Origin of the sequence: Neptuniibacter sp. QD72_48, assembly GCF_047778065.1 — a bacterium.
Lineage (GTDB): Bacteria > Pseudomonadota > Gammaproteobacteria > Pseudomonadales > Balneatricaceae > Neptuniibacter.
The window spans coordinates 908,271-932,788 of sequence record NZ_CP180547.1; the positions used below are offsets into that span (position 1 = coordinate 908,271).

Here is a 24,518-nt window from a genome sequence, read left to right on the forward strand (position 1 = left end):
GCCCATATATTTAGTGCAGATAAAAAATAATAAAAATAGCCGGTGAACGGTAGGGTTAATTTCTGGGAGCAGTAGTAGAACATGGTTAAGGTACGTCAAGACCAACCTATTCTAGACGATGGATCTGTAGATCTAGATGTTTGGTTGGAGCACCTTCAAGATCTTACAGACATTGAAGATATCGATGTTATTCGTCGTGCTTGTGAAATGGCAAAACAAGCGCAGGATAACAGCGAAGCATCAGAAGATGTCTGGGCTGAAAATAGCCATAACAGCTACCGCACAGGCCTAGAAATGGCGCAGATTCTTGCGGATCTGCATCAGGATCAAGATTCCCTCGTTGCCGCTATTCTTTATCGCGCAGTGCGTGAACGTAAACTGCCTATCGAGCGTGTTCGTAAACAGTTCGATAAAGGCATCGCCCAATTGATCATGGGCGTTCTCCAAATGGCTGCTATCGGTAGCCGTAAAAATCCTCGAATTGATGAAAGCGTATTGGGTAGTGAAACTACTCAGATGGACAATGTCCGTAAGATGCTGGTGGCGATGATTGATGATGTGCGTGTGGCGCTGATCAAAATTGCTGAGCGTACGTGTGCTATTCGAGGTGTAAAAGACGGCAGTCGCCGCAAACGTTATCTTGTGGCGCGTGAAGTATTTGATATCTACGCGCCGCTTGCTCACCGTCTTGGTATCGGTCATATCAAATGGGAATTGGAAGACCTTTCCTTCCGTTATCTAAAGCCTAATGACTATAAACACATTGCCAAGCTTCTGGATGAGAAACGCTTAAACCGTCAGGACTATATCGACAAGGTAGTTCTACGTTTAGAAAGCGAGCTAGAAAACGTCAATATTGATGGTGAGGTTAGCGGTCGTGCTAAGCACATCTACAGTATTTGGCGCAAAATGCAGCGTAAGAATATCGAATTTAGCCAAGTTTACGATGTTCGTGCTGTACGCATTTTGGTGCCGCAAAGCCGAGATTGCTATGCGGTACTGGGTATTGTGCACAGTTTATGGCGCAATATTCCGCATGAATTTGATGACTACATCGCTTCCCCAAAACCGAACGGCTATCGTTCCCTGCATACCGCTGTATTTGGTCCTGAAGGCAAAGTATTAGAGATTCAGATCCGTACTTTTGATATGCACGAAGAAGCGGAGCTAGGTGTATGTGCCCATCATTTATATAAAGGCACAGATACCAAGCAAAGCAGTGATGCCTACGAAGATAAGATCGCATGGTTGCGTCAGGTACTTGAATGGCACGATGACTTGGGCGAAAGCGAAGAGTTTGGTGACATGCTGCGAGGCGATGTTGTTCAAGATCGCCTTTACATCTTTACCCCTGATGGCCATGTTATCGACATGCCTAAAGGTGCGACGCCGGTTGATTTTGCCTACCGCGTTCACACCGAAATCGGCCACCGTTGCCGCGGTGCCAAAATCAATGGTCGTATCGTTCCGTTAAACCGTCGTTTACAGACCGGGGATCAGGTCGAAATCATGACGGGTAACGAAGAGCGTCCTCGTCGTGATTGGCTAAATATCAACCTTGGCTTTGTAACAACGCCACGCGCGCGTGCCAAAGTTGCGCACTGGTTCAAGTTCCAAGCGAAAGAGCAGAATGCCGATGCCGGCCGATCTATCGTTGCGAAAGAGTTTAAGCGCTTGGCAATTGATCTAGACGAACTGGATATTAATCAGATCGTTGAACAGGTTAATTACAAGAATACTGAAGATATGTATGCCGCTCTGGGTGCGGGTGATCTACGTCTGTCGCAGATTATCAATGCCGCTCAGAAACAGGTACTGCGTGAAGAGGAAGAGCAGCTTGATCTGGCGCTACCTGCACAAAGTGCAGGTGATTCTGGTCAGCCAGAAGGAATCCGTATTCGTGGTGTAGGCAATCTGCTCACTACCATGGCAACTTGCTGTAAGCCAGTATTGGGTGATCCTATTGCCGGTTATATCACTCAAGGTCGTGGTGTTTCTGTTCACCGTGAAGACTGTATCAATATGATTCAGTTGCAGGAACGTGAGCCTGAAAGGGTGATCGAAGTTGATTGGGGTGAAACAGGCCAGACAACTTATCCTGTGGATATTTATATCGAAGCGTTCGACCGTTCTGGTCTTCTACGTGACGTTATGTTGCTGATGGCAGAAGAAGATTTAAACATTATTGCTGCGAATACTCTGTCAGATAAACGCGACAATATTGCACGTCTAACTCTGACTACCGAGATCTCCAGTCTGGATCTTTTGGGTCGTATCATGGACAAGATCAATCAGGTGCCAAACGTAATGGAAGTTCACCGCCAACGCGGTGGCACCAACTAATCAGCTGGATGTAGGTTTTTGCGTTATGGCTCAGTACACAATTGATGATCTTATCTATCTGATGTCACGTTTGCGTGATCCTGAAACCGGTTGCCCTTGGGATCTTAAGCAGACCTACGCCACTATTGTACCGCATACCTTGGAAGAGGCCTATGAGGTTGCAGATGCCATTGAACGTGAAGACTGGGAGCATCTAAACGACGAGTTAGGTGATCTGCTGTTCCAAGTGATCTTTTATACCCAGCTGGGTTCTGAAGATCAGCGATTCGACTTTTCCACAGTCGTAAACAACCTGATCGAGAAGTTAGTTCGTCGCCATCCTCATGTTTTTCCAGACGGTACCTTGCACTCCAATTGTGCAGATAATCCGATCTCGGAAGAGGAGATTAAGCGCAATTGGGAAGCGATCAAACAGCAAGAGCGCGATGCTAAAGAAGCTAAAGGTATCAGTCGAGTCTTAGACGATGTACCGCGTGCTTTGCCTGCACTGTCTCGTGCTGCGAAATTGCAAAAGCGTGCTGCACAAGTGGGTTTCGATTGGAACGAAACTGAAGCTGTGTTGGATAAGATGGAAGAGGAGCTTGCAGAGCTTCGTGAAGCCATTAAGTCCGGTGATAAAGCTGCGGTCGCTGATGAGATGGGCGATATGCTATTTGCTCAGGTCAATCTTGCCCGTCACCTAGGTGTAAACCCTGAACATGCTGTGCGTGGAACCAACCAAAAATTCGAGCGTCGTTTTAGTTACGTTGAAGACCAAGTACTCGCATCTGATCGTGACTGGGATGGTTTCTCTTTAGACGAATTAGATGCTTTTTGGGATCAAGCTAAAGCTAAAGGTCTGTAACTGCTTTTAAAGCTTCGTAGCAGGCTTCTAGCATGCAGTTAAAGTACTTTACTTCTCCTTACACTCCTTTCTTATAGCCCTGTTTTAGTGCGCTATTCCTTAAATAATTAACTGAATTTACTGTGTTTTTCTTCTTTTTAATGGGTTAGCATCGAAGAAAACCGACTCCATCGGTATGCGAATTTTTGCGTCAGGAGGGATATATGACCAATCTGCACGAAGCTTTACGCGATGATGTTCGAATGCTCGGCTCCAGCCTTGGGGAGACTATAAAAGCACACCTTGGCGATGAACTGTTTGATAAGATTGAAGTGGTACGCCAGTTAGCGAAAGAGGGACGTACGGAAGAAAACCCGGAACACGAAGAGCTACTCAAAGCGCTACGTGAACTGGGCGAAGATGAAGTATTACCGGTTGCCCGTGCGTTTACTCAGTTTTTAAACCTCGCCAATATTGCCGAAGAGCACCACAGGGTACGTCGTTACCTTGAAGTCACCGATGTTTGTACTCCCGATTCTCTCTGTACTCTGTTTGCTCAGTTACGCCAGAAGGGTTTCACGCCTAAACAGATTGCTGATTCTTTGTGTGACACCCAGATCGATCTTGTGCTTACGGCGCATCCTACTGAAGTAAACCGTCGTACCTTAATCCAAAAATACGATGATATTGCTGACTGCTTGCGTCGCTTAGACCGAGGCGATGAGGAAGCACAAGTTCGTTTGGACGAATTGATTCGACAGATTTGGCATACCGATGAGATTCGTAAGCAACGCCCAACACCCGTGGATGAGGCGAAATGGGGCTTTGCGGTAATTGAAAACTCCCTTTGGACTGCGGTGCCTAAATTCTTGCGCCGTGTAGATGCGCAGTTAAATGAGACACTGGGTGAGCGTTTGCCGCTCGATAGCTCGCCAATTCGTTTCGCCTCTTGGATGGGTGGAGACCGAGATGGTAACCCGAACGTAACGGCCAAAGTTACTGAAGAGGTGCTACTGCTTTCTCGTTGGATGGCGGCTGATCTTTATCTGAAAGATGTCGATGCTTTGCGTGCCGAACTATCAATGTATCAGGCTAGCAAAGAACTGATGGCCCGCGTTGGTGACTGTGCAGAACCTTATCGTAAGTTACTGGGTGAAGTACGTAGCCGTTTGCAGGGCACAAAGAACTGGGTTGCGCGTCAGCTGAAAGGCGACGTTGATGGCGATTACGACGTTTATGTCCACGAGGAAGAGCTACTAGAACCGTTGATGCTGTGCTATCGCTCCTTGCAAGAGTGCGGTATGGGTATTATTGCAGAGAATGCGCTGGAAGATATTATCCGTCGTATTGCGTGCTTTGGCCTAACCTTAGTGAAGTTGGATATTCGTCAAAGCTCTGATCGTCATGCTCAAGTATTTGAGGAGCTTTCACAGTTTTATGGACTAGGTTCATACAGCGGGTGGACCGAAGAGGGCCGTCAAAGCTTCTTGTTGAAAGAGCTACAAAGCAAGCGCCCGTTGTTCCCTAATGAGTGGGTGCCATCAGATGAAGTGCAGGAAGTTCTAGATACTTGCCAAGTAGTCGCGACAGCCGATAAGAGCGCATTAGGCTCGTATGTAATCTCTATGGCAAGCCATCCTTCCGATGTATTAGCCGTTATCTTGCTTCTACGTGAGATGGGCATCAGCCATAACATGCGTGTAGCACCGCTGTTTGAAACCCTGAATGATCTTGAGAATGCCCGTGATTGTATCGATGCTTTATTAAGCGTTGATTGGTACAAGGCCTATACCCAAGGCCATCAAGAGGTGATGATCGGTTATTCCGATTCTTCCAAAGATGCAGGCCAATTGGCTGCGGCTTGGGGCCAGTTTAAGGCACAGGAAGGGCTAACTCAGCTATGTAAAGATCATGGTGTTCACTTAACTTTGTTTCACGGTCGTGGTGGTACAGTGGGCCGTGGTGGCGGTCCAAGCCATACAGCGATTTTGGCGCAGCCTCCGGGCTCTGTAGATCACAGCCTGCGCTTAACTGAACAGGGCGAGATGATCCGCTTTAAGTACGGTATGCCTGACTTGGCGATTCGTAACTTAGAGTTGTGCACAGGTGCCGTTTTGGAAGCGACGCTAAGTCCGGCGCCGGGGCCTGAGCAAGCGTGGCGTGAGCAGATGGAAGCTATGGCTAAACGCGGCTTAACGGAGTACCGTGCCATTGTGCGGGAAAACTCCATGTTTGTGCCGTATTTCCGTGCGGCTACCCCGGAGCAAGAGCTAGCGAAACTGCCATTGGGATCGCGCCCAGCTAAACGCCGTCAGGATGGTGGGGTAGAGAGTCTACGTGCGATTCCATGGATCTTTGCGTGGACGCAGATTCGCTTAATGCTGCCAGCTTGGTTGGGCAGTGATAAAGCATTGCAAGAAGCGCTGAATGAGAGCAGTCAGTCGCTGGTTAAAGAGATGTATCAGAAATGGCCATTCTTTAGATCGACCATCGACATGCTAGAGATGGTATTGGCGAAGAGTGATCGTAACATCTCAGCTTACTATGATGAGCAGTTGGTTTCTGAAGAGCTGGGCGTGTTGGGTTCTAGTTTACGACAACGCCTTGGTGATATTGTTGGTCTGATCAATAAGATTAAAGAGCAAGATGGCTTATTGGATGCTAGCCCTGTGATTCGCCAGTCGATCGATGTGCGAAACCCGTATATTGATCCGCTGCATTTCTTGCAGGCAGAATTGCTTCATCGAGATCGTAACCAGCCAAATGAACGCTTAGAGCAAGCGCTAATGGTAACCATGGCGGGTATTTCCGCCGGTATGCGAAATACTGGATAAGCTGATTTTTCAGCGATTTTCGCTGTTTTTATGATCTAAGTTACTGCGGTGCAGCAATAATTGCTTGTGCTGCAGTGACTTGATAACGTAGTCTCTTACACAGATTTTTAATTCAAAGCCGCTGTTAAACTCCCGAACTTTCAATAAGTTTGCTGGAGATGGGGCCGCTTTGACTATGACTACCTATCAAACTAACGGACTTATACCTTGGTTCCATAAGTCCTGTATTGGTAGTCCTAATGTCGAATTGTTCGCTTTTAAGGTCATGGTATCGTCCGGCATTAGCATTTTTTTATGACAGATTTCTGCTTATTCGATCAACATAGATCGGATGGCGACAACTTTAAAATTTTAAACTTACTAGTTAGGAGTTTCCTGTATGCGTATTATCCTTCTGGGCGCACCAGGCGCAGGTAAAGGTACTCAGGCACAATACATCACTGAGAAGTATGGCATTCCTCAGATCTCTACTGGCGACATGCTACGTGCTGCGGTAAAAGCGGGTACCCCTCTGGGCGTGAAAGCCAAAGAAGTTATGGACGCAGGCCAGCTTGTTTCTGATGACATCATCATCGGTCTAGTTAAAGAGCGTATCGCTGAATCTGATTGTGCAAACGGTTTCCTATTCGACGGTTTCCCACGCACTATCCCACAAGCTGATGCTCTAAAAGATGCTGGCGTTAACATCGATGCTGTAGTTGAAATTGATGTTGCTGACGAAGAGATCGTTAAGCGTATGGCTGGTCGTCGTGTACACCCAGGTTCTGGTCGTACTTACCACGTTATCTTCAACCAGCCTAAAGTTGAAGGTAAAGACGACGTAACTGGTGAAGACCTAGTTCAGCGTGCTGACGATGCAGAAGACACTGTTCGTGACCGTCTTAAAGTTTACCATGACCAGACTGCTCCACTGATCACTTACTACAAAGGCTGGGCTGAAGAAGACGCTGCTGCTGCACCTTCTTACGTTTACGTAGCAGGCGTTGGTTCTGTAGAAGATATCCGTGACGGCGTATTCGCTGGCTTGGAAAATGCTTAATTAGCATTGATCTAAAAGATTTAAAAAACCGTACCCCACCGGGTGCGGTTTTTTTATGCCTATAATCAGCGCTAACTATAGGATTTTAGTCGCACATCCGAGATAATCTCCCCCTTACATAAAAGGAAAGATGCTGAATGAGCCCAACAGATAAAACCGCCGTTGTATTAGTTAACTTAGGTACGCCTGACAAAGCTGAAAAAGGCGCTGTTCGTCGTTACCTAAAAGAGTTTTTATCTGACCAGCGTGTAGTTGAAGGCAAAGGCCTAAGGCGTATGCTGTGGTTGTCTGTTCTTAATGGCATCATCCTTAATGTTCGTCCAGGTAAAGTAGCGAAAGCTTATGCCAGCATTTGGGAAGATGATTCCCCGATGCGCAAGATTTTGGACAAGCAGGTAGCGGGCCTTCATCTGCTGCTTCAGCAGAAGCATGGTGAGCATGCACCGGATGTTTTCTCTGCGATGACTTACGGTAAGCCGGGGCTAACACCGCGCCTTAAAAAGTTACAAGAAAGCGGTTACCAAAAAATTCTATTGGTACCTATGTATCCGCAATATTCTGCGACCACCACTGCGCCTATTTATGATCAGGTTGCTAAGTTTCAGCTTAAACAGCGTGAAGTTCTAGATATTCGTATTGTTAACTCTTATTACAGTCACCCAGACTACATTGCTGCGTTGGCTGATCAAGTTAAAAACTTCCGTGAAGAAAACAGTAGCCCTGATAAATTGATTCTCTCGTACCACGGTATTCCGAAGGAATACGCGGATAAGGGCGATCCTTATCCAAAACAGTGTCACGAAACCTCTGAGCTTTTAGCGGCTAAGCTAGGCCTTGCCGATACTGAATGGATGACGACATTCCAGTCCCGTTTTGGGCCTGCTGAATGGATGCAGCCGTATACAGACAAAACATTGGAATCTTTACCCGAGAAAGGTGTTAAGTCTCTACAGATCGCGTGTCCTGCGTTCTCTGCAGATTGCTTAGAGACACTGGAAGAGATTGCTATCGAGAACCGTGACGTGTTCATGGAAGCAGGTGGCGAATCCTACCAATATATTCCTGCACTGAATGCTCAAGATAGCTTTATCGAGCTTTTGGCTACACTGGTACGTGAGCAAGCGGGCGACTGGGTAGGGGAGCGCTAAGATGAAATATGAATACCTTTTCGGCATTCACGCCGTAAACACAGCGCTTAAGCGTGATGCACAACGTATCCAGAAAATCTTGATTGCCAAAGGTCGTCACGATGACCGCATGCAGCGTTTGTACGAAGCGGCTATGGGTCTGAAGATCCAATGTGAACAAGTGACTAAACGCGATCTGGAAGAGCTCGCCGATGGTGGTTCCCACCAGGGTGTCGTCGCACTGTGCAAACCGATCCAAACCCACAACGAAAAGTTCCTAGATCAACTGCTGGATAACCTTAATGTACCACCGTTCTTATTGGTGCTCGATGGTGTAACAGATCCTCATAACCTAGGTGCTTGTCTGCGTACTGCTGATGCAGCCGGTGTACAGGCAGTCATCGCGCCTAAAGATAAATCAGCACCACTCAATGCAACCGCAGCTAAAGTCGCTTGTGGTGCAGCAGAAACTGTACCGTACATTCTGGTCACCAACTTAGCTCGTACACTAAAAAGTCTGCAAGAGCGTGGTATCTGGACCACAGGTACCGCAGGTGAAACCGATCTTAATGTTTATCAAGCGAATCTAACAGGTCCAATGGCACTGATTATGGGCGCAGAAGGCCAAGGTATGCGTCGTCTGACACGTGAGCATTGTGATCAACTAGTGAAAATTCCAATGGCGGGTGAAGTTAGTAGCCTTAACGTTTCCGTTGCTACAGGTATCTGCTTGTTTGAAGCGGTTAGACAGAGAAGCAGTTGATCACAGTTTTTATAGCAAACCATTTAAAAAGCAGCCTTGTGGCTGCTTTTTTGTGGGCGGAAATTGAATCAGGCTACTGAAATTACTTTAGGCATTCTTTGATAAGCTGCTGTACCGGTTTGTTAACCAGATCAGGCGCGCCTATAACCTCACAATGCTTACCAGCGGTGTAGATATGAAGGACTGGGATACCTCTTACTTTATGCTGTTCTGCTATCTCTGGTGAATTATCCACATCAACAAACTGAACTGGCATTTGTGGGTTTTCTTTATTATGGGTCTGTAAAACCGGCGCAACCATTTTGCATGGCCCACACCATTCCGCTTCAAAATAAAACAGCTCAGTTTCATCAGCGGAAACAGACGTCGCATAGAAAAACATCAGGGAAAACAGCACTTTTTTCATAGAGTGAAAGCCTAGGTCAGTAAATAAGCATGCTAACTATATCTGATAGACAGTTAGCAGCAAGTTTAAGTAGTATGCGATTTTATGCAGTATCTCTTTGTAGATCTAAAAGCTATGCTGGTTTAGCTTTTAACTGATCATGCTTTTGTGTTTATTTTGTCCTAGAGTTTGATTTAAAAATTTAATAAACCAAAAAGATGGAACTCTAGCGTGAGTAGATGTACGAGTTCCCTTTTCTAAGAATGTATATCAATTGATATAACGCTTACGCGGTTTTTTATGGAAGAGCCTTTTTCAATCCAGTTTTAATCCTAACTTTCAAATTAGTTACACCCACTTTTTATTCAAATATGGTTTATAGATATACAGGCCTCGTATATACAAATGTTGGAATCACCTGAGAGAATTCATATGGAATCAAATGACTTACACGGATTTGCTTCTGATCGGCCAATAACAAAAGTGGAAGATGACTTGTTAGGCCGTTCAGGTTTTTCCTCTGATTTAGCAGATGCGATGGCAAGTTGGCAAGGAAATGATAGTTTGGTAGTGGCTCTGCATGGTGACTGGGGAGCAGGAAAGTCTTCCATTAAAAATATGGCTCTTTCTCGATTAGAAAAAATTACCGAAAACAAGCCGGATATAATTCAATTTTCTCCATGGGAGTGGGCTGCTCAAGAAAAAATTACTGCTTCATTCTTTCAAGAAGTATCAAAATCAATAGGTCGAAAAGATAAGAGTAGAGAAGGGAAGAAATTAGCGGCTACTCTGAAAATGTATGGACGTTATCTAAATACGGGGGAGACTGTAGTATCAGGTCTTAGTTTAGCTCTTCCTACGCTATTCGTTCTTGCGACGCTTATTGGTATCGGAGGTAATTTTTCCAACGAAACATGGGTCAACAATGCTAGTACCTCTATGCTTATTGTTTTAGGTGGTTGGGCTGCAGCATTGAAATGGGGCAAAGGTTTACTTGAAAAATTAAGTGGTAATGTTGAGGCAACTACGAAGGATAAGGAGCAGAGCTTAAGTGATATTAGGCAGGAGCTTACAACCATACTGCTAAAGCGCAATGGCCCCTTGATAGTAGTAATGGATGACTTAGATAGACTCACTTCTTCTCAATTGAGAATGGTGTTTCAACTTCTAAAAGCAAATTTGGAATTCCCGAATGTGGTATTTCTTCTTTTATTTCAGAGGGACCTAGTAGAAGATAAAATGAGCGATGGCATGCAACTAGGTCGAGATTATTTGGAAAAAATAATACAAGTGCCTTTTGATATACCTCGTATAGAAAATACACGAATTCACGGTCTATTATTCAACAAGTTAGACCAAATAATCGAGCAAGATAAATCCGCAGCAAGTATGTTTGATCCTGGTCGGTGGGGCAATATCTTCCAAGGTTCCATGAATACATACTTTGATAATTTGAGAAGTGTTTATAGATTTACCTCTACCTTGTCATTTCACTTTGCCTTACTTAAAGGTAGAAGTGCTTTTGAAGTAAACCCTGTAGACTTAATTGCGCTTGAGTGTCTAAGAGTGTTTGAGCCAGATGTTTATAAGGAACTTTCGCGTTCGAAAGTAATATTCACGAAGAATGGTTCTGATAGATATGGGAGAAGTGAGGAATCTACCGCAGCTTTAATAAATGGCATCTTGGATAAAGCTAATCCTGATAAGCGAGAGGCCGTAAAAGAAATGGTAGAGCAACTGTTTCCAACTATTGAATGGGCTCTTGGTGGAACTTCATATTCTGAAGAATTTGCCAGCACTTGGTTAAGAGGGATGCGTGTTTGTCACCCCAATAATTTCGACAAGTACTTCCAGTTTTCTATCCCAAGTGGTGAACTGTCCAACTCGGACCTTCAAGAAATGCTAAGTCTAACTGCCGATTCTGATAGATTTTCATCTTTTGTGTTGTCCCTTAAGGAGCGGGGTATTATCAAAAATGCTCTATCGCAGTTTGAATCATTTACAGATCAAATTCCGTTAGAAAATGGGAAGGCTTATATTAAAGGGGTTCTAGATATTGGTGACCTTGTCGATCATGAATCAACAGGGTTTACGATGTTTAGCTCGAATACTCACGCTGTAAGACTTGTTGTCTGGTTCCTGCGACGAATTGAGAATGTGGAAGAACGAGGGAATCTGTTGCTAGATTGTTTCAAAGATTCAAGCGGATTATCTATTGTCGAGCATATACTGCAAGGCGATGAAAATCGGAGAGAAAATTCAGATGCAGACCAAATTCTACTAAATAGTGAATTTGAACAGCTTAAGGCGGAATTTGTAAGGAAATTGGATGAAATGTCTGAAACTTCGTCACCCGAATTACTTTCTAATAAACATTTAGTTTCTTTCTTGTATCGTTGGAGCCGCTGGGGTGATGAAAGCAAAGTTATAGATTGGTTGAGACTGCAGACACAGACAGTTGAAGGTTGTATTACGTTATTGAAAAAATTTGTAAGTAAATCCTCGTCTCATTCTATGGGGGATCATGTAGTTACAATTACAACCTATATAAAGCTTGAGAATATTGAAAACTTTCTAGAAGTTGCACCTATCCAAGAAAAAATACAAGATATTGACGAAGCTAACTTTGATGCTGAAGGTCTAGAAGCATTCAACGCTTTCCAAGAAGCACTTAATAAAAGAGAGCAAGAAATCTCTGAATAGCAGGAAAATAATTTGGGCCTAAGTAAATTTAATCCTACGTCATTCTCAAATCCTGTATCATAGCCATATCTGCTTGTTCACTGTAAAAACAGCGAGCCTGATCTTTATACGTTATCTTTGAAAGCGATGAATGTTCATCGCTTTCTTTGTTTATGGAATCACTATGTTTTCTGATATCGCACTACATCCACAGTTAGAAGAGAACCTTAAAGCGCTTGGCTTCAGTGAGCCGACTGAGGTTCAGCAAAAGGCGGTGCCTTTGTTGTTGGAGGGGATGGATCTGTTGGTAAGTTCACCAACGGGTAGCGGTAAAACCGGTGCTTATCTGATTCCATTAGTGCAGGAATTGTCGGCAGGTAAATCGCCAACTCGTCAGCCGAAAGCCATCGTACTCGTACCTGTGCGTGAATTAGCTGAGCAGGTGTTACAACAGTTTAATAAATTGGCTGCTGGCCTAGAGCTAGATGCTGTTTCGCTGGTGGGCGGTGAAGATTTTAAACAGCAGGAAAAGCGCTTGGCGCGTGCTGATTTGGTGATTGCGACACCGGGCCGTTTAGTACCGCATTTGGAAAACCGTTCTATTGAGTTGGATAGCCTAGATCTGCTGATTCTGGATGAAGCGGATCGTATGCTAGAAACCGGTTTTAAAGAGCGTTTGGATCAGATCCTAACCCTTTGCCCAGAAGCACGTCAGACATTGTTGATCTCAGCGACTTTGCCTACGCAGGTTCGTACGTTAGCTCAGAAGCTATTGGTCGATCCTGAGTGGATCCGTGTTGGTCAAAAGCGCGAGGTAGAAGAGGGGATCAAGCAGAGTATTGTCCTCTCTGATGATCAGTCTCATAAAGATAAACAGCTGTGCTGGTTGCTAGAAAACGAGTCGTACGACAAGGCGATTGTGTTTTGTAATAGCAAAACCGAAGCGCGCCGTCTGGATGGCTTTTTACGCTACCACAAATTCAAAGCGGCTCTATTGCATGGTGATGTTCAGCAAAAAGGTCGTTTTGCGACGATTGAAGGCTTCCGTAAGGGCACAACAACGGTTTTGGTAACTACTGACCTCGCATCCCGTGGTTTGGATGTGGAAGGAGTTGAGTTAGTGATCAACATGGAGATGCCGCGTAAGGGCGATCTCTACCTTCACCGTGTTGGCCGTACCGGTCGTGCTGGTCAAGAAGGTCAGGCGATCTCTTTGATCGATCCGCACGAGTGGAACCTAATGTCTTCGATTGAGCGTTACCTGAAGACTCGCTTTAGACGTAAATTGATCGAAAGCTTGGTAGGTAGCTACAAAGGCCCGAAAAAAGTGAAAGCCTCGGGTAAAGCAGCAGGCACGAAAAAGAAGAAAAAGCCGGTTAGTGGCAAGAAGAAAGCACCGAAAAAGCCGAAGAAGTAAGCTCGGCGGATAAAATAGACATAAGAAAGGGTACTTTTAGTAAGTACCCTTTTTTAATGTTTGTGTAATGACTATTAAGCCATTAAATCCTTAGTGTGCATGGCGATCATCGCTTCCTCATTGGTCGGGATGACGCGCACAGTCACTTTAGAATCGGCACCATTGATAATGCTGTCGTTGGTTGAATTAGCATGAGGGTTAAATTTAACACCTAGCCATTCACAGCGCTTAAGAATACGTTCCCTGACATTGGCGCTGTTTTCGCCGACACCACCTGTGAAGACAATCTGCTCTAGACCTTCGAGTGCTGCAGATAAACGGCCAATCTCTAGTGCTGCACGGTAGCAGAACATATCGATTGCTTCTTCAGCTTCGGGTTGGTCGCTTTGCTCAAGCTCCAACATGTCAGAGCTGATGCCCGACACACCTAGCCAGCCACTTTGCTTGTAGATCAACGCTTCCAGATCATCAGCTGAAAGGTTGTGATGGCGCTGTAGGTAAAGCAAAACACCCGGGTCGATATTGCCACAACGGCTACCCATTGGCAGACCATCTGCCGCAGTAAAGCCCATGGACGAAGCAACAGATTTACCCTCGCCGATGGCGCACATACTTGCGCCAGCGCCTAAGTGACAGACTACGGTTTTTAGATGGCCGCTTTTCTGCTCAACAAGTTGGCGCTGAATGTATTCGTATGAAAGCCCGTGGAAACCGTAGCGATGAACACCTTCCTCAGTGTATTTACGAGGCAGGGCATAGTGTTGCTCCAACGAGGATTGCTCGGCATGAAACATTGTGTCAAAACAGGCTACTTGAGGTAGGTCTGGAGCTATGTTTCTGCAGGCCTCGATCAGTCTTAGGTTATAAGGCTGATGCAGTGGCGCTAGTGGAATAAAGCTCGCCAGCTTATCTAATACCTGATCATTAATCAGGATAGGCGCGCTAAAGTGACTACCCCCATGAACAACGCGATGGCCGAAGGCGCATAGAGTGTTGTCACTGACTTCAGCATTTAGCCAGTCGAGTATAGTTTTTAAGCAGGCTTGGTGGCGTTGCTCTTTAGGCACGTCGCTAAAGCTTGGCGTGCTCTTAAGTAGAACTTCACCGGACGCACCTTTCACTTTAAAGCGAGCGGTATCATTAAGGATATTGCCCAGCTTAAAGTTATATAGCAGCTCTAGCTTAGCGCCTGTGTACTTAAACAATGCGCATTTTAAGCTAGAGGAGCCGCCATTAACCGTTAAAATCGTTTCCATACGACCTACTTTTCTTTGTGATGAACCATATGAGATGCCAACGCACAGGAGGCTAGACGAGCAAGCGTTTTATCTGCACGGCTTGTTAGAATGATCGGTACTTTGGCACCCAATGCGATGCCTGCCGATTTAGCGTTGGCTAAATAAATTAGCTGCTTAGCAATCATATTTGCTGATTCTAAATCAGGGGCTAACAGAATATCGGCATCACCGGATACGTCGGAAACAATGTGCTTGTCGATAGCGGCTTGTTGCGAGATCGCATTATCAAAGGCAAGAGGACCATCTAATAGACCACCTGTTATCTGTGAGCGATCTGCCATTTTGCAAAGCGCAGCAGCATCGATGGTACTTTGAATATTAGGCTTAACTTTTTCTACCGCGGATAAAATAGCCACTTTCGGTGTCTGAACGCCTAGTGCACGGCAGAAATCGATCGCGTTTTGGGTGATATCTTTTTTACAGTACAGATCTGGTGTGATGTTGATTGCCGCATCGGTGATGATTAGCGGCTTATGATAGTTTGGTACATCAAACACAAAGACGTGACTCAAGCGGCGCTCAGTTCTGATCCCTTTTGTTTTGTGAACCACTGCGCGTAGCAATTCCGATGTACCTAAATGACCTTTCATCAATACTTCGGCTTCGCCGCGCTTGATCAGTTCACAAGCTAGCTCTGCAGCGGCGTGGCTATGTTCTGTATTGATTAGCTCAAAATTACTGATATCCAGATTCTGTTCTTCAGCTACGGCTTTAATCTTTGCTTCAGGCCCAACCAGTGTTGGGATAATAAGGTCGTGCTCGGCTGCTTCCACTGCGCCAATCAGACTATTGCCATCAACTGGATGGGCAACAGCTGTACGGATAGGGCGAGCCTTTTCAGCTTGTTCAATAAAAAATTCTAGCTGGTCGTGCAGCGGTGGTTTTTCTTGAATAACCATCAAAACCTCGAAAATAAATTGTATTACCCGTTATTTGATAGAACTGAAGGTAATAATTGTATATGACCTGATTATGACGCGCTGCAGCATTTTTGCCAGTGATTCATGTCAGGTTTATACACAAAGGTCGTACATTGGCGTGATTCAGCGTTAAAAAATTCATGTTGTTAAGTCACAAAAAAGCTAAAAATAACCTAAGGTTTAGTAGGGTCTTAAAATACAAGGTGGTATAAGTAAGAGCATATTTGTAGTTTCAGACTATTCAGTCTGGCAGGACGGAACCTCTGGGAGATTTAAGGATGCAACAAACCATTTTTGTGGTTGATGGCAGCTCGACAATTCGTACATTTTACAAAGCAGTACTCGAAGATGCCGGTTATCGCGTAAAACTACATCAAACTGGTGAAAGCTGTTATAAGGCTCTCAGTTTTGATATTCCTGATCTCATTCTATTGGGAGCTGAGCTGCCGGATACAGAATGTGTCGCCTTTGCATCTAAGATTAAAGCTCGTCCTGAGTTTTTACTTGTTCCAATTATTGTTGTCTCTTCACTTCGCTCTATGGAGTTAAAGCGTAACTGCTTTCAGGCGGGCGTAACTGATTTCATTATGAAAAACTGTACTCAGCATTTCTTACTTGAAAGAGTGAAGAATGTGATTGAGCGTAAAGAAACAATGCAGTTTAGTCAGCATATTGCGGGGCAGCGATTCAAAGTGCTAGTGGCTGAGGATAGTGTGGCTTTATTAGCGCTATATGGTCAGATGCTTGAGCAATTAGGCTGTTCACCTGTGCTTTGCCAAAATGGTAAAGAGGCGTGGGAGACACTTCAGCAACACGATGATGTTGATCTCGTGATGACCGATGTCGAGATGCCTGAGATGGATGGTATTGAGTTAAATCATTTGATCCGTTCCTGCTCTCAGTATGATCAAGTGCCGGTGATTGTCGTTACTCAATTCGACCAGGAAGAGCTTTTATGTGATCTATTGACGGCTGGTGCTAGTGACTACATAACAAAGCCGTTCAATCATGAAGAGCTGCGTGCACGTGTAGGTTCTCATCTTCGAACTCGTCACCTTTATAAGGAACAGCAGCGACTTAATCGAGAGTTGGATGAGGCTAATAGTTATTTGGAAGAACGTGTCAGAGCGCGTACACAAGAGTTGTATGAAGCCAATTTAGAAACGATCCAGAAACTAGCCATGGTTTGTGATTTTAAAGATAACGATACAGGTAATCACATTAACAGAGTGAAAGAGTATTCAGAAGAGTTGGGTAAAGCGATTGGTTTATCGGAAGAAGTGGTCAATCGTCTTGGCTTTTCTAGCATGATGCATGATGTAGGTAAGATTACCACGCCTGATGCCATTCTTAACAAACCGGGCTCATTGGATAACCAAGAATGGGAAGTTATGCGACAGCATTCTGCTATTGGGGCTAAGATCCTGGGCAAAAATGCGTTCTTCAATATGGCGAGAGATATTGCACTCGGTCACCATGAGAAAGTGGATGGCAGTGGCTATCCTAAAGGTTTGAAAGGGGATGAAATTCCGCTCGCTGCTAGGATTGTTGCTGTTGTCGATGTCTTCGATGCATTGGTATCTAAGCGCAGCTATAAGGACGCTTGGACTCAAAAAGAAGCAACCGATGAGCTTCAACGAATTGCTGGAAGTCATCTTGATAAACGTCTTGTAGAGGTGTTTGTAGGTCTGGTTGAATCAGGTAAATTGGATTACATTCGTGCGCACTTCCCTGAAGGAGAGACACAGCTAATCTAAGCCATTTCCCTTAATGGAAACGAATTGCCTTGCCTTTTTAGGTAAGGCTATCATTTAAAGCACGAGTATTCGGTAGATTCTCAGTTTCTACCAAAATTTCCATCTCTTTATGTATCAATGGTCGGCTAAAAAGATAGCCTTGCCCAATATCGCAGCCAAAGTCTCTTAGCATGGCTAACTGATCTTCATCCTCTATCCCTTCCGCAACTACTTTCATTTTTAGTGCATGTGCCATTGTGATGATGGTATGAGTCAACGTGGCATCACCTTGGTTGTGTACCATATCTTTCACAAATGCACGGTCTACTTTTAAGGTTGAGACTGGGAAGGTTGTTAGGTAGCTTAGAGAGCTATAGCCCGTACCAAAGTCATCAATGGTGAGTGATGTTCCAAATTCTAAAAGTTTTTCTAAACGGGGTAGTAGCTTTTCAATATTCTCAGCTAAGAGACTTTCAGTGATCTCCAGTTCAAGTCTGCTAGGGTCAATGCCCGTTTCTTTGATCACTCCATCAACCATATCGATGACGCTATCATCGTTTAGCTGCCTGATTGAGAGGTTAACAGCCATGATCAGAGGGGTGTCGCTGAATTTCTGTAGCTCGATCAGGTCGAGGCAAGCTTGGCGCAGAGCGAACTCACCAAGTTCGTTTATAACCCCAATCTCTTCGGCTATTTCAATAAACTCAAATGGACCCACAGGACCTAATACAGAGCTGTTCCAGCGCATTAGGGCTTCAAATCCCATAATATGACCGGTATCTATATTGTTTTTGCTTTGGTAAGCCATGTAGATCTCACCGCGCTCAAGTGCTTGGCGTAGTTCTGTTTCGATCGTATGTCGGCGTTTTAAGCGTCTATCGAGTTCATGGTCAAAGAAACTGTAACGATTGCGGCCATCCTTCTTAGATTCGAATAGGGCAATATCTGCAAATTTAATCAGACCTGCAACTTCGTTGTTGTCTTCTGGGTAGCACGAGATACCGATGCTCACTGATATGAAGATCTGTTTCCCTTCAATTAGCACTGGCTTTTCTACGTTTCGTAGTATTTTGTCAGCGAGGCTTTCTACTTCAGGGATCTTGTCATAAGTAGCGTACACTAAAAATTCATCACCGCTGATATGACAAATCTGCGCTTTGCCTTTACAGCATTTAACGAGTCTACCAGCGACCAATTGTAATAATTGATCACCAATCATGTGACCAAAAGTATCGTTTACGGTCTTAAAGTTATCTATATCTAGATAGAGAACAGCAACTTGTTGTTTGCTTTTCCAAGCATTTTGTAGCTCTCTAGTTAGATTCTCGTTAGTTCTACGGCGGTTAGGTAGGCCTGTTAATGGGTCAAAATTTGCCTGTTTGTAGAGCTTAGCTTCGGCTTGCTTGCGGCTACTGATATCCTGAACGACGACTACATAATGGGTAAGTTCATCGTCTGGATTAGTTATGTGACTAATAGAGAAAGAATACCACTTACCGTCAAAGTCCGTTTTACGTTCGCCAAACCAGCTGCCTTTCAATGATATCTCATCACTAATTTTTTTTAGGTCGCGAGTAAGAACATTATAAGGAGGGAAATCAATAATGTTATGTCCCCGGGCTTCGTCATGGGCATTCGGCTTTGCGGTTGCTAAGTCAAAGTGACTGTTGGCGTACTCTATGCTCCATAAGTTGTCTGTAATAACGACACTGTCAGGGCTTTGTTCAATTGCTTTGGATAGTTTTTGTACGTTGCCTTCTGCTGTTTGTTTTGCATCAGACATGCGTTTACTGATTTGCAGTGAAACTCTGTAGGCAAGTAATGCTGCGAGAAGAAATAGAACAAATACAATGCCTATAGGACGCATTCTTTCTAGCCATGAGCTAAAGAGCTTAGCCACTGGGTAGGAGTTAAGTGTAATAAGTTTATATTCTGGTAAGTAACCTACGTTGGCGAGGACTTGTTCACCTTTTACTTCAAGTTCTAGCCCTTGCTTAGTTTTACCTGATTGCAGGTTGTATTGGATTTCTGATGCTGTTTCTTGGGCTAAACGCCAACCAAATAGGTCTGAAACAAAACCTTTAGGAACGGGGTAGGACATACGTACTTGACCAAATTCCCCTAGGAGCCAGATAGTATTGTTATCCGGACTAATAAAGTTTTGCATCAGGGATGATTTTCCTTGAACACGATAAAAAGCGACCACAACGGCAATGATCTTCTTGTCTTTATTAAGAATAGGAACGTAGAAGGGAAGTAATGATTCTCCAAGTAAACCTGCTCTATGGAGGTAGCCTATCTGAGCCGTTTGACTGACTTTTAGGTTTTCTAAAACAGTATTCTGGCTGGGTAATTGCGGTGGATTAATATCACCTTTACTAAGTAAAACCTTACCTTTGATATCAATAAGAGAGAAAACAGCAGCTTCGCCTGTTGCTGATAGCAGATATTCGAATACGTTGGATACCGAGCGTTTTTGTAATTTTTTATCAATAAAACGAGCTTGGACAGTTTTGACGATCAGGCGAGTTTGATGATCAAAGAAAGAGCGGCTTTGGCTGATCAGTGTCTGGTTTTGCTTATAAAGCTTATCGTACTGGCTCGTTTTTACATCGTCCCATAGGGCAATGCTGAAAACGGTCAAAGCAGATAAAAGAATTACCGATAGTAGCGTGAATAAGAGCTTTAACGGTTTGATCCCTTCTTGTCCCGCCATATTTTAAGTTCTCCCTATAGCGCTACCATCGTATGGGTTAGCAACTTCGTGTCACTATAGCAAAGATACATCATCATCTTCTTATGTTAGTTCTTAAAATAAGGAAGAAGAACAAAAATACTGACTTGAATTACAAAAGAATCATTTTTTTTGAGTGATTTATCAAATTTAGTCTACGTGAATTCTGAGCTTGTTATTCAGTGAGTTGGTGAAAGAAGTTTTTTGCTTCGACCATTGCAACGTTCCGAATGGCTTTAGGATCAGTTAAGCTGTGGTAATAGATAATAGGTGGACAGTTATTTCGTCCAGACGGATTGTTAGAGTTGAGGAACCTCATGGGATTATTGATAGATTGGTTTTTGGATTTTTGGGACAACATGCCAGGAGGCAAAATTAGCCGGGCTATTTTTAGTGCTGTTACGCTAGTTATAGTTATCTCTGTCCCTCTCGGTGTCTATTGGAGCTGCCCTCCTGCGGCGTTTGATCCTGTTGCTGAAGCCAAAGCGGATGCAGAGGAGCAAGGCGTTAAGGTAACAACGGGCTATCCAACGGTTTATACCTTGCATCGATTGATGGATACTCTGCTGCATAAACCGGGTGGTTATATCACTAATGATGTGGCGCCTCCGGGTATCTGGTTAGACAACATCAGCAATTGGGAATACGGCGTATTAGTGCAGTCTCGTGATCTTGCACGTGCCTTACGTAAAGACTTTAGCCGTTCGCAGTCACAATCAGTTGAGCATCCAGAGTTAACAGTTGCTGAGCCTCAATTCCACTTTGATGCGAACAGTTGGTTATTACCTTCTTCCGAGTCTCAGTACAAGGAAGGTCTAGAAGCACTTCACAAATACCAGACGGAGCTAACTCAAGTTGCTGAATCTGAAGCACAATTCTATGCGCGTGCGGATAATTTGAATAACTGGCTTGGTGATGTTCAAACACGTTTAGGAAGTTTGTCGCAGCGTTTAAGTGCAAGTGTTGGCCAGAAGCGTGTGAATACAGATTTAGCGGGTGATCCTGCTGCAGAACAATCTACGCAAACAGCTTCTGATAAAGAAGTGAAAACACCTTGGTTGGAAATCGATGATGTATTCTATGAAGCACGAGGTTCTGCTTGGGCACTATTACATATCTTGAAAGCGGTTGAGCAAGATTTTGGGCCTGTGCTAGACAAGAAAAATGCGCGTGTGAGCCTTCGTCAGATTATTCGTGAGTTGGAAGCAACTCAGGAGACCGTGTGGAGCCCAATGATCCTTAATGGTGGCGGTTTTGGTTTGTTCGCTAATCACTCTTTGGTGATGGCGAACTATATTTCCCGTGCTAATGCTGCAATTATCGATTTGCGAGAGCTATTAGCGAAAGGTTAAGGGTTGATTAAGTAATTTTTGTTTATCTTTAAGGGGCTTAGTGCCCCTTATTTGTTTCTGGGTCTACACTAAATAGTAGTGGTAGAGGAGAAACGTTATGCCTCGTCGTTTTATTCGTCATCCTGCAGCGATCCCTATTAAGCTGTGTAATCAGCAATCAAAAAACGAAAACGTTACTGAAGTCACCACGCAAGATGTAAGTGCAGGCGGTTTGTCCTGTGAAACGGAAAGTTTGATGACTCCAGGTGATGCGGTAGAAGTTGAGATCTCACTAGAGACACCGCCTTTTAAAACCATTGGTCATGTTGTTTGGTGTAAAAGTAAAGGCAGTGGCTTTTTGGTCGGAATAGGCTTTTCTGATCTTGCAACAGCTTATGCAGTTCGTATGGTCGAGCAGATATGTTACATCGAAGAGTATCGTCAGAAAATCCTTGAAGAGGAGGGGCGAGAGCTCAATTCTGAGGAGGCGGCAATCGAGTGGATTTCAGAACACGCTCATGAGTTTCCACAGAACGTGCACTGATCCAATATCTAGTACTATTTAGAAATAGGGTTCCACTTTAATGTTTTGTTCTTTAGCGATTAGCCATTCACCGCCTTTAAAGACAAGAGTAAGTCGCTTAAGGGTCCTATCTTTGTAGCCATTGGCTGCTTCGTATTTGAGCCAGAAGTCTACTCGAATCTCATTCTCGTGCTGTTTGATATTCCGTAGTTCTTCACGTGTTAATTTGATCCATTCTGGACGATTTAAGGCATCGTAACGCTTCTTCAACCAGTGTTGATGCGTTTTATAAGCGCCATTAAACTCTGATATATAGCTAGCTGTATAAGTTTCGTGGTCTTGGGCTTGCCATGCATTTGTCCAGCGATCTATTAGGGTAGTCGTTAGATCTTGGGGAGAGGCTGCTTTTTCTGTAGTAAGAGCAGTTTCAACAAGAGCGGGTGCTATTTCTGAGCTTATTTCAGAATCTGTGGCAAGGGCTGTAACTACGATCTCTTCCGTTTTAGTAAGTTCTTCGACAGTTTGCGTTTCTTCAATATTAACTTCAGGGCTTATTGTAGTCACGTCAGGTGTTTCTGATGACTGATTTGTGACTGCATCAGTCGTTTCGGATGTATGAGACGCTGCAATTTCAATTGAATTGGTATCTTCAACATCAGGCGTTTGAGGCGCTTCTATTGCAACTGCGAGCTCAACTGTTTCAGACTGCTTTTGTTCAGCATTTTCAAGTGCTTGCTTTAATCGATTGTTTTCTTCAATTGCTGCAGAGAGTTGTTCTTCCAATAATGTTAGCTTGGAGTTAACTTCAGCTTGAAACTCTGCTGGTGGCAGCGACGCAAGATCCTCGACTGGGCGAGAATCTTTCTTATTGGATACGGGCGGTTTAACTTCAGAAATGTCGAGTGTAGTCGCTTTTATTTGTTGAGGGGGAGCTGATTTAGGGCTGTCGTTTTCTAATTCAGGGCTAAGTGTCGGTAAAGTATTAGCTAGTTCAGGACTGTTGTCAGAAGATGATTCAGGGGTTTGAACTGTTTCTTCGGTAGTAATGCTTGGCGGCGCTACATTTTCAGTCTTTTCTGTCGAAGCTTTTGTTTTTGGTTCGGCAAAAATAGGAGGGCTGTTCTCTACGACTTCTGCAGTTTCATCACTCTCATCTGATAGGAAAAACTGATTGATACCAATGCCAATGGCTAGAATGATAGCGAGACCTAAAGCAAAAACTCCTGAATTTGCGGATGTTAAGGGTTGATTATGTCCTTCCGAGCTTTGGAAGTCTTTACGAGTAATAACGTCTTTATGAATCAGAGGAAGTAGTAGGGCTTTTAAACGGCCAATTCTACCTTCTGTCTGATCTATCATCATAAAGTCGGTCCCAATTTCATAAGGGGTCGGAGGAAGCCCTTTAATCGCCGACAGGTAATATATGTAGCCTTCGATGTCGTCTATATGTAGAGGATCTAAAGTGACTTCTATATTGATCCAGTTACTGAAATCTGCTTGTTGAAAACTTTCTGCTTCTGGGTGCAAAACCATGTAATCTTGGCGAATCACCACCAATTTGATTGCACCAGCGGTTGTTTCTGAAGTTTTACATAATTGCTGTAAAGCATTAACGATGCTGTCATCAGAATTAATAGCTTGCTGGTCAATAATAACCAAGCAGAATTGACCTGCATCTTTAGTGTTTCTGAGGGCTCGTATTAGCTCTTTCTTTTGCTTTGGGACTTCTAGCGTATCGGCTAGCTTAGAATAAAGCTGCGATGTTTTTGTTAAAGGCTCGTTGAAAATAGCAACAGGAACCCCTTTATGATGGTATTCACTGATGAATTCATTAATAAGGGTGCTTTTACCTGTGCCTTCAACGCCTTTGAGTATTACTGCATTTTCGAAGTTTAGGGCTTCCCTTAAAGAACTAAGGGCGCGCTTATATCCGGCATGCCTATATGGCCCAGTAAATGACGAATCCGTTTCGTTTGATCCGTTGATATGATCAACATTGCGCTGGTTGTCAGGTAGCATAGATAGAAGCTTATTCTCTTTATAAAACAGTATTTAAGAGCCGTAATTATATTCCCTTAGGATACCGCTTCCAATTACGGATTTTGATAGCTATATCGTTTAGTTATAGCTAAAGCGTAGCGATTATCCACACTTTAGCTGAATCTCAACTTAGCGGGCTTAGGTAAGCGCTTCTTTCATTTTCTCTTGGTATGGTGGCCAGCCCATGGGTTTGCCACCCAAAAGGTGAAGGTGGATATGATAAACCGTTTGGCCCCCATCAGAGTTGCAATTAAATACAGTTCGGTAGCCTGATTCATCGATTCCTAACTGCTTAGCAATAGTGCCAGCAGTTTTGACCATATGACCAACGACTTCTGTATCTTCAGCACTAATATCATTAAGCGTTGCTATATGTTTGCGCGGAATAATGAGTGCGTGTGTTGGTGCCTGAGGGCTAATATCATTGAAGGCAATCACGTGTTCATCTTCGTAAATGATTTCGGCCGGAATCTCTTTATTTATGATTTTACAAAACAGGCAATCCATCAGTTTTCCTCACTGT

17 protein-coding genes are annotated in these 24,518 nt (G+C 44.1%); 11 read left to right on the plus strand and 6 right to left on the minus strand.

Features of this window, described 5'->3' with window-relative positions:
- Positions 1-81 precede the first annotated feature (81 nt).
- The 6 genes from relA (at position 82) to rlmB (ending at position 8,929) form a co-directional block, all read left to right on the plus strand.
- Positions 82-2,343: a GTP diphosphokinase gene (gene relA, locus ACMXYX_RS03945; RefSeq protein ID WP_415906514.1), complete on the plus strand. Its 2,262-nt coding sequence runs from the start codon at positions 82-84 to the stop codon at positions 2,341-2,343.
- Between the two features lie 25 nt (positions 2,344-2,368).
- Entirely contained in the window at positions 2,369-3,187 is an 819-nt protein-coding gene (mazG, locus tag ACMXYX_RS03950; RefSeq protein WP_415897655.1) for a nucleoside triphosphate pyrophosphohydrolase, read from the plus strand.
- A 203-nt stretch (positions 3,188-3,390) separates the two neighbouring features.
- A complete protein-coding gene (gene ppc / locus ACMXYX_RS03955; protein WP_415906515.1) occupies positions 3,391-6,000 on the plus strand; it encodes a phosphoenolpyruvate carboxylase in 2,610 nt (869 codons plus the stop codon).
- 379 nt (positions 6,001-6,379) lie between these two features.
- The gene (gene adk / locus ACMXYX_RS03960; protein ID WP_415883710.1) at positions 6,380-7,039 is read left to right on the plus strand and encodes an adenylate kinase; all 660 of its coding nucleotides are present in this window, start codon (positions 6,380-6,382) and stop codon (positions 7,037-7,039) included.
- A 137-nt stretch (positions 7,040-7,176) separates the two neighbouring features.
- Complete coding sequence (hemH, locus tag ACMXYX_RS03965) at positions 7,177-8,187, plus strand: ferrochelatase (RefSeq protein ID WP_415906516.1); 1,011 nt, start codon at positions 7,177-7,179, stop codon at positions 8,185-8,187.
- Between the two features lies 1 nt (position 8,188).
- The gene (gene rlmB / locus ACMXYX_RS03970; protein WP_415906517.1) at positions 8,189-8,929 is read left to right on the plus strand and encodes a 23S rRNA (guanosine(2251)-2'-O)-methyltransferase RlmB; all 741 of its coding nucleotides are present in this window, start codon (positions 8,189-8,191) and stop codon (positions 8,927-8,929) included.
- Positions 8,930-9,011: 82 nt separating this feature from the next.
- On the opposite strand, the gene ACMXYX_RS03975 is transcribed toward rlmB, so the two are convergent.
- Positions 9,012-9,335: a thioredoxin domain-containing protein gene (locus ACMXYX_RS03975; RefSeq protein ID WP_415897659.1), complete on the minus strand. Its 324-nt coding sequence runs from the start codon at positions 9,333-9,335 to the stop codon at positions 9,012-9,014.
- 411 nt (positions 9,336-9,746) lie between these two features.
- Between ACMXYX_RS03975 and ACMXYX_RS03980 the strand changes: the two genes are divergently transcribed.
- A complete protein-coding gene (locus ACMXYX_RS03980; protein ID WP_415897660.1) occupies positions 9,747-12,017 on the plus strand; it encodes a P-loop NTPase fold protein in 2,271 nt (756 codons plus the stop codon).
- Between the two features lie 163 nt (positions 12,018-12,180).
- A complete protein-coding gene (locus ACMXYX_RS03985) occupies positions 12,181-13,413 on the plus strand; it encodes a DEAD/DEAH box helicase (protein WP_415894983.1) in 1,233 nt (410 codons plus the stop codon).
- A 74-nt stretch (positions 13,414-13,487) separates the two neighbouring features.
- Here the strand turns inward: ACMXYX_RS03985 and ACMXYX_RS03990 are convergent, their stop codons facing one another.
- Both ACMXYX_RS03990 and ACMXYX_RS03995 read right to left on the minus strand, forming a co-directional pair.
- Positions 13,488-14,669, minus strand: coding sequence for an acetate/propionate family kinase (locus ACMXYX_RS03990; protein ID WP_415906518.1), 1,182 nt, complete (start codon positions 14,667-14,669; stop codon positions 13,488-13,490).
- 5 nt (positions 14,670-14,674) lie between these two features.
- Positions 14,675-15,610 (minus strand): bifunctional enoyl-CoA hydratase/phosphate acetyltransferase, encoded by a 936-nt coding sequence (locus ACMXYX_RS03995; protein WP_415883718.1) that lies wholly within the window; start codon positions 15,608-15,610, stop codon positions 14,675-14,677.
- A gap of 299 nt (positions 15,611-15,909) precedes the next feature.
- Between ACMXYX_RS03995 and ACMXYX_RS04000 the strand changes: the two genes are divergently transcribed.
- Positions 15,910-17,388 (plus strand): response regulator, encoded by a 1,479-nt coding sequence (locus ACMXYX_RS04000; RefSeq protein ID WP_415906519.1) that lies wholly within the window; start codon positions 15,910-15,912, stop codon positions 17,386-17,388.
- Between the two features lie 37 nt (positions 17,389-17,425).
- On the opposite strand, the gene ACMXYX_RS04005 is transcribed toward ACMXYX_RS04000, so the two are convergent.
- A complete protein-coding gene (locus tag ACMXYX_RS04005) occupies positions 17,426-20,083 on the minus strand; it encodes a putative bifunctional diguanylate cyclase/phosphodiesterase (RefSeq protein ID WP_415906520.1) in 2,658 nt (885 codons plus the stop codon).
- Positions 20,084-20,418: 335 nt separating this feature from the next.
- On the opposite strand from ACMXYX_RS04005, the gene ACMXYX_RS04010 reads away from it, so the two are divergent.
- Together ACMXYX_RS04010 and ACMXYX_RS04015 are read left to right on the plus strand one after the other, a co-directional pair.
- Positions 20,419-21,453, plus strand: coding sequence for a DUF2333 family protein (locus tag ACMXYX_RS04010; RefSeq protein WP_415906521.1), 1,035 nt, complete (start codon positions 20,419-20,421; stop codon positions 21,451-21,453).
- A 97-nt stretch (positions 21,454-21,550) separates the two neighbouring features.
- On the plus strand, positions 21,551-21,976 hold the full coding sequence (locus ACMXYX_RS04015; RefSeq protein ID WP_415883722.1) for a PilZ domain-containing protein: 426 nt from the start codon (positions 21,551-21,553) through the stop codon (positions 21,974-21,976).
- Between the two features lie 18 nt (positions 21,977-21,994).
- Here the strand turns inward: ACMXYX_RS04015 and ACMXYX_RS04020 are convergent, their stop codons facing one another.
- A complete protein-coding gene (locus tag ACMXYX_RS04020) occupies positions 21,995-23,974 on the minus strand; it encodes an AAA family ATPase (protein WP_415906522.1) in 1,980 nt (659 codons plus the stop codon).
- 159 nt (positions 23,975-24,133) lie between these two features.
- The gene (locus ACMXYX_RS04025) at positions 24,134-24,502 is read right to left on the minus strand and encodes a histidine triad nucleotide-binding protein (protein ID WP_415883724.1); all 369 of its coding nucleotides are present in this window, start codon (positions 24,500-24,502) and stop codon (positions 24,134-24,136) included.
- Between the last annotated feature and the right edge of the window lie 16 nt (positions 24,503-24,518).